The organism is Nocardia sp. NPDC056541, from assembly GCF_042794235.1.
Lineage (GTDB): Bacteria > Actinomycetota > Actinomycetes > Mycobacteriales > Mycobacteriaceae > Nocardia.
In genome coordinates this window covers 11,325-29,518 of record NZ_JBHTUD010000007.1, presented here as the reverse complement: position 1 = coordinate 29,518, position 18,194 = coordinate 11,325, and the positions used below count along the sequence as shown (strand labels likewise).

General features: G+C 69.8%; 1 protein-coding gene (only partly in view). It reads left to right on the top strand.

Annotated features, from left to right (window positions below):
- On the top strand, positions 1-18,194 hold the 3' portion of the coding sequence (locus tag ACFQ9R_RS13845; RefSeq protein WP_378990846.1) for a non-ribosomal peptide synthase/polyketide synthase. 25,891 nt of this gene lie to the left of the window's left edge; only the last 18,194 of its 44,085 coding nucleotides appear in the window; the start codon falls outside the window, past its left edge; it ends in the stop codon at positions 18,192-18,194.

The following is an 18,194-nucleotide window of genomic DNA, read 5'->3' as shown; positions in this document are numbered from 1 at the left end:
AGGAGGCGGGCGGTGGTTACGTGCCGCTGGACCTGGACCAGCCCGCCGACCGCATCGCGTACGTGCTCGAGACCGCCGCACCGGTGGTGGTTCTCACGACGATTCGCGACGGCTTCGAGGATGCCGCACCGACACTGGTCATCGACGCGCTCGATCTCTCGGCGTACCCGGAGACTCCGGTCACCGATGCGGATCGGATCGCGCCGCTGCTCCCGCAGCACCCGGCCTACGTCATCTTCACCTCCGGCTCGACCGGCCGCCCCAAGGGTGTGGCCGTGCCGCACTCGGCCGTGGTGAACCAGATCCGCTGGATCACCGGCGAATACGGCATCGGCGCCGGCGATGTGGTGCTGTTCAAGACGCCCGCCACCTTCGACGTGTCGGTGTGGGAGCTGTTCGGCCCGCTGAGCACCGGCGGCCGGATCGTCGTGGCGAGCCCCGATGGTCACCGCGACCCGCAGTACCTCGCGGATGTCATTGCCGCGCAACGGGTCACGATGACCTCGTTCGTGCCGTCGATGCTCACCGTGTTCGCGGGCAGCATCGATCAGGCCGCGGTCGAGGGCGGAGCTCTGTCCTCGCTGCGCGCTCTGCTGATCGCCGGTGAGGCATTCACCGCCGATACGGTCGTCGCATTCCGCAAGGTGAGCGACGCGGCGCTGTTCAACCTGTACGGCCCCACCGAGTTCACCGTCCACGCGACGCACGGCCCGGTCGCCGACCAGGTCGACGGCGCTGTCCCGATCGGTGCGCCGGTCTGGAACTCGCAGGCCTACGTCCTGGATTCGCGCCTGCACCCCGTGGCCGCCGGTGTCGCCGGTGAGCTGTACCTGGCCGGTGCCCAGCTGGCCCGCGGCTACTTCGGCCGACCGGACCTCACCGCCGATCGCTTTGTCGCCGACCCGTTCGGAACCGACGGCGAACGGATGTACCGCACCGGTGACCTCGTCCGCCGCGACGAGAACGGCGTCATCACCTATCTCGGCCGCACCGACTTCCAGGTGAAGCTGCGTGGTCTGCGGATCGAGCTCGGCGAGATCGAAGCCGCGCTCACCGCGCACAACACCGTGACGCAGGCCGTGGTGGTCGTGCGTTCGGACGCTCGCATCGGTGACCAGCTCGTCGGCTACGTCGTCCCCGCCGTGGGCGAGACCGCCGATATCGACGTTCTGCGCGCGCAGCTCGCGGCACAACTGCCGTCCTACATGGTGCCGGCCGCGTTCGTCGTGATCGACGAGATGCCGCTGAGCGCCAACGGCAAGCTCGACCGTCGTGCCCTGCCCGAGCCGGTGTTCGAGGCGCGCGAGTTCCGTGCGCCGCGCACACCGATCGAGGAGATCGTCGCCGCCACCTTCGCCGAGGTGCTCGGCCTGTCCGGTGATCGCGCGGTCGGGCTCGACGACGACTTCTTCGACCTGGGCGGCAACTCGCTCATCGCCACCCAGGTGGTCGCCCGCCTCGGTGCCGCCCTCGACACCCGCGTCCCCGTGCGCGCCCTGTTCGAGGCGCCCTCGGTGGCCGCGCTGGCTACCAAGGTCGAGGTCCACGCGGGCAGCGGCAGTCGCCGCGAGCTCGTCGCCGGTGCGCGCCCGGACCAGATCCCGCTCTCGCTCGCCCAGCAGCGCATGTGGTTCCTCAACCGCTTCGACAGCGCGACCGGCGTCAACAACATCCCCCTCGCGGTCCGTCTGACCGGCGACCTCGACATCGACGCCCTGCGCCAGGCCGTCGCCGACGTGGTCGACCGGCACGAGGTGCTGCGTACCGTCTACCCGGAGACCGCCGACGGCCAGGGCGTGCAGGTCGTGCTGCCCGCCGGGCAGATGCCGATCTCGCTGCACCCGATCACCGTCGGCGAGGACGAGATCCGCGATCGCATCAGCGAACTCGTGCTCGCCGGATTCGATGTGACCGCCGAGGTCCCGGTGCGCGCCGAACTGCTGCGCATCGCGGGCTCGATGGACGGCTCGCACCCCGACACCCACGTGCTGGTCTTCGTCGTGCACCACATCTCCGGCGACGGCTGGTCGGTGCGCCCGCTGGCCCGCGACGTGATGATCGCCTACGCCGCCCGCTCGCGCGGTGAGGCGCCCGGCTGGACCCCGCTGCCCGTGCAGTACGCCGACTTCGCCCTGTGGCAGCGCGAAACGCTGGGCTCCGAAGCGGACTCGTCGTCGATGATCGCCCAGCAGGTGGCCTACTGGTCGCAGAACCTGGCCGGGCTGCCCGACCAGCTCGACCTGCCCGCCGATCGGGCCCGTCCCGCCGTCGCGTCCAATCGCGGTGGCGTGCACGAGTTCTCCATCGACCCGGCCCTGTCCGCCGGACTCAACGCGCTGGCCCGCGAACACGGCGCCAGCCTGTTCATGGTCGTGCACGCCGCGTTCGCCGCACTGCTGGCTCGCCTGTCCGGCAGCGACGACATCGCCATCGGTACCGCCGTCGCCGGTCGTGGTGAAGCGGTGCTCGACGATGCCATCGGTATGTTCGTCAACACCCTGGTCCTGCGCAGCGCGGTCGACCCGGCCCAGCCGTTCACCGAGCTGCTCGCGCAGACCAGGGAGAACGACCTCGCCGCCTTCGGCCACGCCGACCTGCCGTTCGAGCGGCTCGTGGAGATCCTCAACCCGGCCCGTTCGCAGGCGCGCCACCCGCTGTTCCAGGTGATGCTGTCGTTCCAGAACACCGGTGAGGCGTCCTTCGAACTGCCCGGCCTCGAGGTAGCGGGCGTGCCGCTGGATGTGGTCACCGCCAAGTTCGATCTGCACCTGAACCTGGCCGATCGTCACCGTGCCGACGGTTCCGCCGACGGCATGACCGCCGAATTCGCCTACGCCACCGACATGTTCGACGCCGACACCATCGCCGTCCTCGCGCAGCGCCTGGTGCGGATGCTGACCGCGGTCGTGGCCAAGCCCGCCCGCGCGATCGGCGAGATCGAGCTGCTGGCCCCGGCCGAATACCGCCAGGTGGTCACCGACTGGAACGCCACCGAGCATCCGGTCGACCAAGCCGCCACGCTGGTGTCGATGTTCGAGGCACAGGCCGCGACCAGCCCGCGCGCGACCGCCGTGACGTTCGAGGGGACGAGTCTGTCCTACCGCGAGTTCACCGCGCAGGTGAACCGCCTGGCCCGCCACCTCATCGCCCAGGGCGTCGGCCCGGACACCATGGTCGCGCTCGGCATGCGCCGCTCGCTCGACCTGGTGATCGGCATGTACGCGGTGAGCGTGGCCGGTGGCGCCTACGTGCCGCTGGACCCGGATCACCCGGCCGAGCGCACCCACTACGTGCTCGAGACCGCGGCGCCGGTGTGCGTACTGACCACTGTCCGGGACGAATTCGGCGCCGGCTCGACCACCGCGCTGAACATCGAAGGCCTGGATCTCTCGGGTTACTCGGATGCGCCGGTCACCGATGCCGAGCGGATCGCGCCGCTGCGTCCGGCGAACACGGCGTACGTGATCTTCACGTCGGGTTCGACGGGTCGTCCGAAGGGTGTGGCGGTCAGCCACGGTGCGATCGTCAACCGTTTGGTGTGGATGCAGGAGGCTTACGGTCTGACCGAGGCCGACGTCGTTCTGCAGAAGACTCCGGCGACGTTCGACGTGTCGGTGTGGGAGTTCTTCTGGCCCTTGCAGATCGGCGCGCAACTCGTTGTCGCGAAGCCCGATGGTCACCGCGATCCGGCCTACCTCGCCGAGATCATCGCCACTGAAGGCGTCACCACCGCGCACTTCGTGCCGTCGATGATGTCGGTCTTCGTCGCCGAACTGGCCGAATCCGCCGCCGTGGCGCTCGCCGACGGTGCCGAGGTCTCGAGCAGCCTGCGACTGGTGTTCGCCTCGGGTGAGGCGCTGCCCGCGCCGACCGCCCAGCGGATGCGCGCCCTCACCGGCGCGGCCCTGCACAACCTGTACGGCCCCACCGAAGCCGCCGTCGACGTGACCTTCCACGAGGTCACCGATGCCGACACCACCTCGGTGCCGATCGGTGCGCCGGTCTTCAACACCCAGGTGTACGTGCTGGATTCGCGTCTGCACCCCGCGCCCGTCGGCGTCCCCGGCGAGCTCTACCTGGCCGGTGTCCAGCTGGCGCGCGGGTACGTCAACCGTCCCGACCTCACCGCCGACCGCTTCGTCGCTGATCCGTTCGGCGAGGACGGCGCCCGCATGTACCGCACCGGCGACCTCGTCGCCTGGACCGCGGACGGCGAGCTGGAATACCTGGGCCGCACCGACTTCCAGGTGAAGCTGCGTGGTCTGCGCATCGAACTCGGCGAGATCGAGTCCGCGCTCACCGCGCTGCCCTCGATCGCCCAGTCCGTGGTCGTGGTCCGCTCCGACGAGCGCCTCGGCGACCAGCTGGTCGGCTACCTGATCCCGGCGGCCGGTGCCGGCATCGACCTCGACGCCGTGCGCACCGAACTCGGTGGCGCGCTGCCGGCCTACATGGTCCCCACCGCCTTCGTGATCCTGGATGCCTTCCCGCTCAACGCCTCCGGCAAGCTCGACCGCAAAGCACTGCCCGCGCCGGTGTTCGAGGCGAAGGTGTTCCGCGCGGCGTCCACCCCGATCGAGGAGATCGTGGCGGGCACCTTCGGCGACGTGCTCGGCGTGACCCGCGTCGGCGCCGACGACGACTTCTTCGAACTCGGCGGCAACTCGTTGCTGGCCACCCAGGTCACCGCCCGCATCGGCGCCGCCCTGGACACCCAGCTCTCGGTGCGCGACCTGTTCGAGGCTTCGACGGTCTCCGCGCTGGCCGCCCGCGCCGAGCACAACGCGGGCTCCGGCCGCACCCGTCCGCGCCTGGCCGCGGGGGAGCGGCCCGCCGTCATCCCGCTCTCGCCCGCCCAGCAGCGCTACTGGTTCCTCAACCAGTTCGACACGTCCACCTCCGCGGTCGACAACATCCCCCTGGCCGTCCGCCTCACCGGTGAACTCGACGTGCCCGCGCTCGAGCAGGCCATCGGCGACGTGTTCGCCCGCCACGAAATGCTGCGTACCACCTACCCGGGCTCGCCGGACGGCCCGCACCAGGTGATCCTGCCCGTCTCGCAGAGCCGCGCCGTGGTGCACCACATCGCGGTCACCGAGGCCGAATTGCTCGGTAGCGTCATCGAATTCGCGATGACCACCTTCGACGTCACCCAGGAGGTGCCGCTCAAGGTCGCGCTGTTCGAACTGAACGCCACCGACCACGTGCTCGCGTTCACCGTGCACCACGTCTCCGCCGACGGTTCCTCGATGGGCCCGCTGGCGCGCGACATCATGGCCGCTTACGTGGCCCGCGTGCAGGGTGAGGCGCCGCAGTGGGCGCCGCTGCCCGTGCAGTACGCCGACTATGCGCTGTGGCAGCGCGAAGTCCTCGGCGACGAGACCGATCCCGAATCCCTCGCGGCCAAGCAGGTCGCCTACTGGAGCGAAGCGCTCGCCGGGCTGCCCGACCAGCTCGAACTGCCCGCCGACCGGCCGCGCCCGCCCGCGCAGTCGTTCCAGGGCCAGGCCATCCGCTTCGAGATCGACCCGGAGCGGCACGCGGCCCTGCACGAACTGGCACGGGCGAACAACGCCTCGCTGTTCATGGTCGTGCACGCCGCGCTCGCGGTGCTGCTGGCCCGCCTGTCCGGCACCGACGACATCGCCGTCGGCACCCCGATCGCGGGCCGTGGCGAGCGTGAGCTCGACGACCTGATCGGCATGTTCGTCAACACCCTGGTGTTCCGCACCGCCGTCGACCCCGGCGCCTCCTTCGCCGAACTGCTCGCCGACGTGCGCAACCGCGACCTGGAAGCCTTCGCCAACGCCGACGTGCCGTTCGAGCGTCTCGTCGAGGTGCTCAACCCGGTCCGCTCCACCGCCCGCAACCCGCTGTTCCAGGTGGGCCTGTCGTTCCAGAACCTGGCCGACGCCACCTTCGAACTGCCCGGCCTGACCGTCAGCGCCGTCGACTACGACTCGCAGCTGGCCAAGACCGACCTGCACGTCACCCTCTACGACCGCTACACCGACGACGGCGCACCGGCCCAGCTGGTCACCGAATTCGGTTACGCCATCGACCTGTTCGACGAGGCGACGGTCCAGAGCTTCGCCGACCGCTTCCTGCTGGTGCTCGACGCGGTCGCCGCCGACGCCACCATCCCGGTCGGCGACATCGACCTGCTCACCACGCCGGAATCCGAGCGGATCGTCAGCGCGTGGAACGACACCGCGCACGCTGTCGACACCGACGCCACCCTGGTATCGCTGCTCGATGCGACAGTGGCGGCCACTCCCGAGGCCATCGCGCTGGTCGTGGACGAGCCGGAATCCGAGGCGGTTGCCGCCGACGCCGAATCCGGTAGTGGCACAGCCGCAGTCGGTCGGATCGTCGCAGGACGCCGCGAGCTGACCTACGCCGAGCTCGACGCCGAGGTCAACCGTCTCGCGCGGCACCTGATCTCGCGCGGCATCGGCACCGAAGACCGGGTGGCTCTTGCCATCCGCCGTTCCGCCGAGCTGATCATCGCGATGTACGCGGTGGCCCGCACGGGCGCGGCGTATGTGCCGATCGACCCGGATCAGCCTGCCGAGCGCACCGACTACATCCTGGAGACGGCCGCACCGGCTGTCGTGCTGACGACGGCGAACGCCGAATTCAGCACGGCGGCAGCCGAAGTCGTGGTCCTCGATGACCTCGACCTGAGCGATGTCAGCGATGCCGCGATCACCGGGCGCACCCTGGTCCCCGCGAACACCGCGTACGTCATCTTCACCTCCGGCTCGACCGGCAAGCCCAAGGGTGTGGCGGTTTCGCACGGCGCGATCGTCAACCAGTTGCAGTGGGAGACGGCCGAATTCGGCATCGGCGCCGACGACGCGGTGCTGCTCAAGACGGCCGCCACCTTCGACCTCTCGGTCTGGGAGTTCTGGACCGCCGCCGTCGCGGGTGCCCGTCTGGTGGTCGCCACCGCTGACGGCCACCGCGACCCGGCCTACCTCAACGACCTGATGCGGGGCACCGGCGTCACCACGCTGCATGTGGTGCCGTCGATGCTCGACGCGCTGCTCACCGAATCCGGTGCCGCACTGCCGCGAACGTTGCGCCGCGTCCTCGCCATCGGTGAGGCGCTGCCCGCCGCGACCGCCCAGCGTTTCCGCACGGCCAACACCGCCGCGCTGTTCAACCTGTACGGCCCGACCGAGGCCGCGGTCTCGATCACCAGCCACGCGGTGACCGACGCGGACACGGTCTCGGTGTCGATCGGCGCGCCGGAGTGGAACAGCCGTGTCTACGTGCTGGATTCGCGCCTGCGTCCCGTTCCGGTCGGTGTCTCCGGTGAGTTGTACCTGGCCGGCGCCCAGCTGGCCCGCGGCTACTACGGTCGCGCCGATCTGACTGCCGACCGATTCGTCGCGGACCCGTTCGCGGTGACCGGCGAGCGCATGTACCGCACCGGTGACCTGGTGGCCTGGAATGCCAACGGCGAGTTGGACTACCGGGGCCGCACCGACTTCCAGGTGAAGATCCGCGGCTTCCGCATCGAACTCGGCGAGATCGAGGCCGCGCTGCTGCGTCAGCCCGGCATCACCTCCGCGGCGGTTCTCGCGCACACGGATCCTGTCGTAGGCGATCGCCTGGTCGCCTACGTCGTCGCCGGAACCGCCGCCGACAAGGCCGCGGCAACCAGCGCTGTGAACTCGGCGACCGCTGACGCCGCGACCGAGAGTGCCCCGGCTCGCTCGGCTGCTGAGCTCGACAAGCTGGCCCTCCGTGCCGCGCTGGCCGCCGAACTGCCGTCGTACATGGTTCCGACCGTGTTCCTGCAGCTCGACGCGCTGCCGCTGAACGCCAACGGCAAGCTCGACCGCAAGGCTCTCCCGGAGCCCGAGGTCGAGAAGGCCGTGTTCCGCGCGCCGGTGAGCCCGAGCGAACAGCTCGTCGCGGCCACCTTCGCCGAGGTCCTTCGTCTCGACGTCCAGCCGCGACCGGCGGGCCCGGAGGCGGTAGCGAAGCGTGACCACGCAGGGCCCTCGGGAGTGGCTGCATCCGGCTCAGCCAAGCGGTTCGGTCTCGATGACGATTTCTTCGCCTGGGGCGGTAACTCGCTGCTGGCGACGCAGGTCGCCGCCCGCCTCGGCGCGGCACTCGATACCCGCATTCCCGTGCGCCTGCTGTTCGAGGCGTCCACGGTGGCCGCGCTGGCCCAGCGGGTCGAGCAGCACGCCGAGACCGGCGATCGCAAGGCGCTGACCGCGGGTCCGCGCCCCGAGCACATCCCGCTCTCGCTCGCGCAGCAGCGGATGTGGTTCCTCAACCGGTTCGACACCCAGTCGGCCGCGTACAACGTGCCCGTCGCGGTCCGCCTCACCGGCGACCTCGACGTGAACGCGCTGCGTGCGGCGGTCACCGACCTGGTGACCCGCCACGAGATCCTGCGCACGATCTACCCACAGACCGAAGCCGGTGCGGCACAGGTGATCCTGTCGCCCGCGCAGGCCGCGCCGGAACTGATCGAACGCACCGTGGCCGCCGACCAGGTGGAATCGGCTGTGGCGGAACTGATGTCGACGATGTTCGACGTCACCGTCGAGGTCCCGCTCAAGGTGGCGCTGTTCCGCGTCGAGAACACCGACGACTTCGTGCTCGCCCTGGTCGTGCACCACATCTCCGGCGACGGTTCCTCGGTCGCCCCACTGACCCGCGACCTGATGACCGCCTACGCGGCCCGCTCCATGGGCTCCGAGCCCGGCTGGGCACCGCTGGCAGTGCAGTACGCGGACTACAGCATCTGGCAGCGTGATCTCCTCGGCAGCGAGGACGACGCCGACTCGATGGCGTCCAAGCAGGTCGCGCACTGGAAGCAGGCCCTCGCGGACCTCCCCGATCAGCTCGACCTGCCCGCCGACCGTCCGCGCCCCGCGGTGCAGACCTTCGCCGGCAGCAAGGTCGACGTCCAGATCGACGCCGACACCCACCGCGCGCTGGTCGAGCTGGCTCGTGCCGAGGGCGCGACGCTGTTCATGGTCGTGCACACCGCCCTCGCGGTGCTGCTCGCCCGCCTGTCCGGCACCGACGACATCGCCATCGGCACCCCGATGGCCGGCCGTGGCGAAGCCGCGCTCGACGACATGATCGGCATGTTCGTCAACACCCTGGTGTTCCGCACCAAGGTCGACGGCGGCGAGGCGTTCACCGAACTGCTGGCCCGCCAGCGTGAAGACGACATCGCGGCGTTCGCCAACGCCGACGTGCCGTTCGAGCGCCTGGTCGAGGTGCTCAACCCGGTGCGCTCCACCGCGCGTCATCCGCTGTTCCAGGTGGGTCTGTCGTTCCAGAACCTCAGCCGCGCCACCCTGGAACTGCCGGGCCTGACGGTCTCGGGCCTCGATATCGCCACCGAGCTGTCGCAGTTCGATCTGCACCTGATCGCCACCGACCGCTACGGCGATGCCGGTGAGCCCGAGGGCATCTCGGGTCTGTTCACCTACGCCACCGACCTGTTCGACCACGCCACGGTCGAAGGTTTCGTGGAGCGTTTCGTCCGGCTGCTCGGCGCGATCGTCGCCACCCCGCGTACCGCGGTCGGCGATATCGAGCTGCTGGCCACGGCCGAACGCACCCAGATCCTCGACGCCCGCAACGCCACCGCCTACTCGGTCGACACCGAGGCCACCCTGGTCTCGCTGCTCGACGCGTCGGTGGCCGCCGACCCGAAGTCGACCGCCCTGGTCACCGACGACGGTGCCCAGCTCACCTACGCCGAACTCGACGCGAAGGTGAACCGCCTCGCACGGCACCTGATCTCGCTCGGTGTGGGCCCGGAGTCCCGTGTCGCGCTGGCGATGCGCCGCTCGGTGGACCTGGTTGTCGCGATGTACGCGGTGGCCAAGTCCGGTGGCGCGTACGTGCCGGTCGACCCCGATCAGGCGGCTGAGCGCACCGATTACATCCTCGAGACGGCGGCACCGGTCTGCGTGCTGACCAACGCCGAGTTCGCCACTGATGTCGCACCGGTCGTGCGGATCGACGAGCTCGACCTGGAATCGATCGGCACCGCACCGATTTCCGATGCCGAGCGCACCGAGCCGTTGCGTCCGGAGAACACCGCGTACGTGATCTTCACGTCCGGTTCCACCGGCCGCCCGAAGGGTGTCGCCGTTCCTCACCGATCCATCGCCAACCAGCTGCAGTGGAAGCTGATCGAGTTCGGCATGGACGCCGCCGACGCGGTGCTGCTCAAGACCGCCGCCACCTTCGACCTCTCGGTCTGGGAGTTCTGGTCGGCCGCGGTCTGCGGTGGACGCCTGGTGATCGCCTCGGCCGACGGCCATCGCGACCCGGCTTACCTCAACGAGCTGATGTCGCGCGAATGGGTCACCACCCTGCACGTGGTGCCGTCGATGCTCGACGCGCTCATCACCGCGGGAATGCCCGATTCGCTGTGGCGGGTCCTGGCCATCGGTGAGGCGCTGCCGGGTTCGCTGGCCCAGCGCTTCCGCGCCGAGTTCAGCCGTACCGAGCTGTTCAACCTGTACGGCCCGACCGAGGCCGCCGTCTCGATCACCTCGCACCGGGTGAACGCCGCCGACCAGGTGTCGGTCTCCATCGGTTCGCCCGAGTGGAACAGTCAGGTCTACGTGCTCGACGAGCGTCTGCGCCCGGTGCCAGACGGGGTCGCCGGTGAGCTGTACCTGGCGGGCGCGCAGTTGGCTCGCGGCTACTACGGTCGCCCCGACCTGACCGCCGATCGCTTCGTGGCCAACCCGTTCACGCCGGGCACTCGCATGTACCGCACCGGTGACCTGGTGGCCTGGCACAACCGCGAACTCGACTACCGCGGCCGCACCGACTTCCAGGTGAAGATCCGCGGCTTCCGGATCGAGCTCGGCGAGATCGAGGCCGCGCTGCTCGCGCTGCCCGAGATCGCCCAGACAGCGGTGATCGCCAAGTCCGATCCGCGCACCGGTGACCGTCTGGTCGCCTACCTGGTCGGCTCGGATATCGAGGTGGCACAGGTCAAGTCGACGCTGGCCGCCGGTCTGCCGTCGTACATGGTGCCCGCCGCGTTCGTGGTGCTGGACGCGCTGCCGCTGAATGTCAATGGCAAGCTCGACCGCAAGGCGCTGCCGGAGCCGGAGTTCGAGGCGCAGACCTTCCGCGCGCCGTCGACCCCGATCGAGGAGATCGTGGCCGGCGTGTTCGCCGATGTTCTCGGCGCCGAACGCGTCGGTGCCGACGACGACTTCTTCGCCCTCGGCGGCAACTCGCTGCTGGCCACCCAGGTCGCGGCCCGCCTCGGCGCCGCTCTGGACAGCCGGGTGCCCGTGCGCCTGCTGTTCGAGGCGTCGACGGTGGCCGGGCTCGCGGTGAAGGTCGAGCAGGGTGCGGGTGCCGGTGGGCGTCGCGCGCTGGTCGCCGGTCCGCGCCCGGATCAGGTGCCGCTGTCGCTCGCGCAGCAGCGCATGTGGTTCCTGAACCAGTTCGACACTGCCTCTTCGGTGAACAACATCCCCGTCGCCGTTCGCCTGTCGGGCGCGCTGGACGTGGTGGCGCTGCAATTGGCCGTCGCCGATGTGCTCGCACGGCACGAGACCCTGCGCACGGTGTACCCGTCGACCGACGGCACGCCGCACCAGGTGATCCTGCCGGTCGAAGGCAACGTCCCGGATCTGACGCCGGAAACCGTTGCTCCCGAACAGGTGCGCGACAAGATCGCCGAGCTGATCACCACCGGTTTCGACGTGATCGACGAAGTTCCGTTGCGTGCGAAGCTCATGCAGGTCGCCGACGAGGAATTCGTCCTTGTCTTCGTGGCCCACCACATCAGCGCAGACGGTTGGTCCATGGGCCCGCTGACCCGCGACGTGATGATCGCCTACGCCGCCCGTGCCACGGGTGAAGCACCGGGCTGGGCGCCGATGCCGGTGCAGTACGCCGACTTCAGCGTCTGGCAGCGCGAGGTGCTCGGCGCCGAGACCGACGAGACCAGCCTCATCGCCCAGCAGGCCGGCTATTGGAAGCGCGCGCTCGCCGGTGTTCCCGACGAGCTGAACCTGCCCCTGGATCGCCCGCGTCCGAGCACGCAGTCCTTCGCCGGTGGCCGGGTGCTGTTCCCGATCGGCGGCGACATCCACGCCGGACTGTCCGCCATCGCTCGCGAGCAGAACGCGACGCTGTTCATGGTCGTGCACACCGCGCTGGCGGTATTCCTGGCACGCATGTCGGGCACCGAGGACATCGTCATCGGCACCCCGATCGCCGGCCGCGGCGAAGCCGAACTCGACGACGTGATCGGCATGTTCGTCAACACCCTCGCCCTGCGCACGCAGGTCGGCGGACAGCTCACCTTCGCGGAGCTGCTGACCCAGGCCAAGGAAGCCGACCTGGCCGCCTTCGCCCACGCCGACATCCCGTTCGAACGCCTGGTGGAACTGCTCAACCCCGAGCGCTCCACCGCGCGGCACCCGCTGTTCCAGGTGGCGCTGTCGTTCGAGAACCTGCCCGACGCCGGCTTCGAGCTGCCCGGCCTGTCGGTCTCGGCCGTCGACTTCGACGTCGACACCGCCAAGTTCGACCTGCTGCTCACCGTGCGGGAAGCCGCAGCTGGTGATGACGCGGGCGCCTACGCCGAGTTCTCCTACGCCAGTGCGCTGTTCGACCAGTCGACTGTGGAGAAGTTCGCGCAGCGCTTCCAGCGTCTGCTCGCCGAGGTCGTCGCCGACACCACCACCCCGGTCGGTGACCTCGAACTCCTCGACAGCGCCGAGCGCACCGAACTGCTCAGCCGCACAGGCGGTCCCGCCGCAGAGGTGAGCACCCTGCCGGAGTTGCTGGCCCAGGCCGTGGCAACCAACCCGACCGGTCAGGCCATCGTGGCGCCGGGCGAGTCGGCCTCGCTGACCTACGCCGAGCTCGACGCGGCGTCTTCGCGCCTGGCACGGGTGCTCATCGAGCGCGGTGCGGCACCGGAGACCGTCGTCGCCATCGCCATGCAGCGTTCGCTCGACACGACCCTGGCCATCTGGGCCGTCAGCAAGACCGGCGCGGCGTTCCTTCCGGTCGACCCGAAGTACCCGGCCGAGCGCATCGCGCACATGATGTCGGACTCCGGTGCGGCACTGGGCATCACGGTGTCCGCCGAGGCCGACCACCTGCCGACGCCCGTGCTGGGCGACTGGCTGACCCTCGACGACGCGGCCACCGAGGCCGAGGTCGCCGCACAGTCCGAGGCCCCGATCACCGAGGCCGATCGCCGTGGTGAAGTCCGCCCCGGCAACACGGCTTACATGATCTACACCTCGGGTTCGACGGGTCTGCCCAAGGGCGTCGTCGTCACCCATGCCGGTGTGCCCAACTTCGCCGCCGCCCAGGTCGCGCAGTTCGGTCTCGACAAGAACGCGCGGACCCTGGCGTTCGCGTCACCGTCGTTCGACGCGTCGATCCTCGAGTTCCTCCTGGCCGTCGGCTCGGCGGGCACCCTCGTGATCACACCGGTCGGTGTGGTCGGCGGCGAGGAGCTGGCCGACATCATCGCCGGCGAGCAACTGACCCATGTGTTCCTCACCCCGCTGGTCGCGGCGTCGATGGAACCCGCGGCACTGGCCGGGCTCGAAGCGCTGATCGTCGGTGGCGACAAGGCTCCCGTCGACCTGGTCGCGAACTGGCACAGCGCGGGTACCGACCCGGCGCTGCACCGGTTCTACAACGCCTACGGTCCCACCGAGGCGACCATCGCCACCAACCTGTCCGATCCGCTGCTGCCGGCCGACACCATGAACATCGGTGGCCCGATCGCGGGCGCGACCGTGTACGTGCTCGACAGCCGCCTGCGCCCGGTCCCCGAGGGCGTGGCCGGTGAGCTGTACCTCGGCGGTGTCCCGCTGGCGCGCGGCTACCACGCGCGCCACGGCCTCACCGCCGAACGTTTCGTGGCCAGCCCGTACGTGGCAGGCGAGCGCCTCTACCGCACCGGTGACGTCGTCGCCTGGCGCACGGTGCACGGCAAGCCGGTCGTGGAATACGTGGGCCGCAACGACTTCCAGGTGAAGATCCGCGGTTTCCGCATCGAACTGGGCGAGATCGACGCGGTCCTCACCGCGCACGACAACGTCGAGTTCGCCGCCACCATCGGCCGCAAGACCGACGCGGGCGCCACCATCCTGGTGTCCTACGTCCGCGGCAACGTGGATCCGGCCGCCCTGGTCGAGTACGCGGCGCAGCATCTGCCCGCGCACATGGTGCCCGCCGCCGTGATGGTCCTCGACGAGATCCCGCTGACCCCCGCGGGCAAGCTCGACCGGCGCGCACTGCCGGAGCCGGTCCTCGCTCCGCGCGAGTTCCGCTCGCCGACCAGCGAAATCGAGGCGATCATCGCCACTGTCTTCGCCGAAGTGCTCGGTGTGGACGCCGTGGGGCTGGACGATTCGTTCTTCGCCCTCGGCGGCGACTCGATTCTGTCCATCCAGCTGGTCTCGCGGGCCAAGGATCGCGGCGTGCTGTTCAAGCCGCGTGATGTGTTCGACAAGCGCAGCGTGGCAGGGCTTGCCGAGATCGCCGTGCTCGCGGGCGACGCCGAACAGATCGTGCTCGAGGAACTGCCGGGCGGCGGTGTCGGCGATATCCCGATGCTGCCGATCATGCGCCAGATTCTGGCGAGCGGTTCCACCTACGACCGGTTCTCCCAGTCGATGGTGCTGCGTCTGCCCGACAACATCACCGCCGATGTCCTGCACGCCACGATCGGCGCGGTCTTCGACCACCACGATGTGCTGCGCTCGCGAGTGGCGAAGGACGCCGCGAACGGGTGGATCTTCGAGGCTCTGGCACCGGGCGAGGTCGACGTGACCACGCTCGTGCGCCGGGTCGAGGTCGCCGGTGACATCGCCGACGATCAGCTGTCCAAGCTGGCCAGCGTCGAATACGACGAGGCCATGGGCCGTCTCGACCCCGCGAACGCCGCCATGGTGCAGTTCGTCTGGTTCGCCTTCGGTGAGCCCGCCGAAGGTCCGCGCCGGCGCGACGCCCTGCTCATCGTCGGCCACCACTTCGTGATCGACGGCGTCTCCTGGCGCATCCTGATCCCGGATCTCGGCATGGCCTGGGGACAGATCGCGGCGGGCCAGCAGGTGACGCTGCCGGTCAACGGCACCTCGATGCGTCGCTGGGCGCACAGCCTGGTCGAGCAGTCGACCGATCGTCGCGCGGAACTGCCGTTCTGGCGCGAGGTGTCGGCCACCGTCGATCCGCAGCTCGGCGCGCGGGCCTTCGACCCGCAGGTCGACACCTTCGCCACCGTCGACCGGGTACAGGTCACCCTCTCGCCCGAGGTCACCGACGCGGTCCTCACCGCGATCCCGGGCCTCTACCACGGCGGCGTCAACGACGGTCTGCTCACCGCACTCGCGCTGGCCGTATCCCGTTGGCGTGGAGACGAATCCGGCACCGCGGCCCTGATCAAGCTGGAAGGCCACGGCCGCCAGGAAGAGATCGTGGCCGGTGCGGATCTGTCGCGCACCGTCGGCTGGTTCACCACCGCGTTCCCGGTCCGGCTGGACCTGGGCGGTGCCGACCTCGACGACGCGTTCGCCGGTGGCGCCGCGCTCGGTGACGTCATCAAGTCGGTCAAGGAGCAGATGCTCGCGGTGCCGGACAAGGGCATCGGCTTCGGCATGCTGAAGTACCTCGACGGCGCCGACCTGCCGAGCGTGGGCCAGATCAGCTTCAACTACCTCGGTCGCGCGACCGCCGGTGAGATCCCGGCCGAACTCGCCGAACTCGGCTGGGTGCCGGTGGCGGATCTGGGCCAACTCGACGCCGAGATGGACCTCGACATGCCCGCCAACGCGACCCTCGACATCAACGCCATCGTCAACGACGGCGACGAGGGCCCGCAGCTCGGCGCGAACATCGCCTTCCCGAAGGGTCTGCTCACCGCCGACCAGGCACAGGAGTTCGCTGATCTGTTCGTGGCCGCGCTCACCGCGCTCGCCACGCACGCCCAGCGGGTCGACGCGGGTGGCTTCACCCCGTCCGACATGTCCCTGGTCCGGGTCGGCCAGTCCGATCTCGAGCTGTGGGAGCGCGACTACCCGGCGCTGTCGGAGGTGTGGCCGCTCTCGCCGCTGCAGGCGGGCCTGATGTTCCACGCCATGCTCAGCTCGGCGACCGTCGACGTCTACACCGTGCAGGCCGTCCTCGACCTCACCGGCACCCTCGACACCGAGCGCCTGCGCGGCGCCGCCCAGGCCGTGCTCGACCGGTACCCGAACCTGCGGACCGCGTTCGTCACCGATTCGGCCGGTCAGCCGGTACAGGTGGTGCTCTCCGAGCTCGAGGTGCCGTGGCGTGAGGTCGACCTCACCGACCTGCCCGAAGACGAGCGGATGCCGCGCATGCGCCAACTGCTGCAAGCCGACCAGGCGAACCAGTTCGACATGGCCACCGCGCCGCTGATCCGCTTCGGTCTCTACAAGATCGACGAGGAGCACTCGCACCTGGCGATCACCGTGCACCACATCCTGGTCGACGGCTGGTCCATGCCGCTGCTCATGCGCGACCTGCTCGTGCTCTACGCGGTGCACGGTGACCTCACCGCGCTCCCGCGCGTGGCGTCCTACCGCAACTTCCTGTCCTGGCTCTCGGGCTGGGATCGCGAAGTGTCGCTGCAGGTGTGGGCCGACGCGCTGGCCGGGGTCGAAGGCCCCACCCAGCTCGCGCCCGCGCCGCGCACCGAGGAACGCTACGAGCTCGGCAAGGTCATCGTCGAGATCGACAACGACCGCACCAGGGCGCTCGGCAAGTTCGCCGGCGAGCTCGGGGTCACCGTGAACACGATGCTGCAGACCGCGTGGGGCATCGTCGTCGGTCGCCTCACCGGGCGCGACGACGTGGTGTTCGGCGCGACCGTCTCGGGTCGTCCGGCGGAACTGCCCGGCGTCGAGTCGATGGTCGGCCTGTTCATCAACACCCTGCCCGTGCGCATCCAGATCGACGACCGGATGACCGCGGAGAAGCTGACCCAGCGAGTGCAGTCCGAGCAAGCCGAGCTGCTCAGCCACCACTTCGTCGGTCTGTCCGACATCCAGCGGGTGGCGGGCATGGGCTCGCAGTTCGACACGCTGGTGGTGTTCGAGTCCTACCCGATGGACAAGGACGCCGTCACCGCGGCGAGCTCGATCGACGGCATGCAGGTCACCGGTGTCGGCCTCGACGACGCGACCCACTACCCGCTCACCCTGGTGGTGATGGCCGAGTCGACCATCGAGATCACGATGAAGTACCTGACCAGTACCTTCACCGCCGACGAGGTCCGCACGCTGTCGCAGCGCCTGCTGCGGGTGCTCGACGAGCTGCTCGACAACCCGTCCGGTCTGGTCGGCGACATCGACATCCTCGATGCGAGCGAACGCGCTCAGCTGCTCGCCGATTCCGGTGTGACAGCCGCTGTTTCGGCTCCGGTTGTTTCCGGTGTCGGCGCGCAGACGGTGGCCAAGATCCTCGCCGAGGTCGTCGAAGCCGATCCGCAGGCTCCGGCGTTGCTGCGCGGTGACAGCGAAATCGCCTACAGCGCACTGGATCGCAAGTCCTCCCAGCTGGCCCGGGTGCTCATCGCGCGCGGTGCGGGTCCCGGCGACGTGGTCGCGATCTCGCTGCCGCGCAGCGTGGATTCGGTCCTGGCCGCCTGGGCGGTCCAGAAGGCGGGTGCCGCGGTGCTGTTCGCGGGCGAACTCTCCGGCGTCGAGATCGCCGCCGCGGGAGCTCTTTTCGGGATCAGCGCGTCGCCGGTCGCCGGGGTGGCGGGTCAGTGGCTGATCCTGGCCGACGTCGAGGACGAGATCGCCGCGGCCGCGGCCCATCCCGTCTCCTACGCCGACCGCGTCCGCCCCCTGGCCGAGGACCACCCGGCCTTCGTGCTGGTCTCGGGCGAGAACACCACGGCCCTGGCCCAGTCCGACGCGGTGGCCCTCGCCGAGCGCCTGCGCGATGAACACGCCATCGACTACGAAGGCACCACCTACACCACCCACGCCTCCGGCCCGGCCGCGGTCCAGGAATTCCTGGCCTCGTCCACCGCGGGCGCCCTGTCGGTCCTGCCCGACGCCTCGGTCGAAGACGACCTGGCCGAGGGCGAGGTCACCCACTGGTTCGTCGTGGCAGGCGATCCGACCGACGCGGCCGAGGGTGAAGTGACGGTGATCGTCGCCGAATAG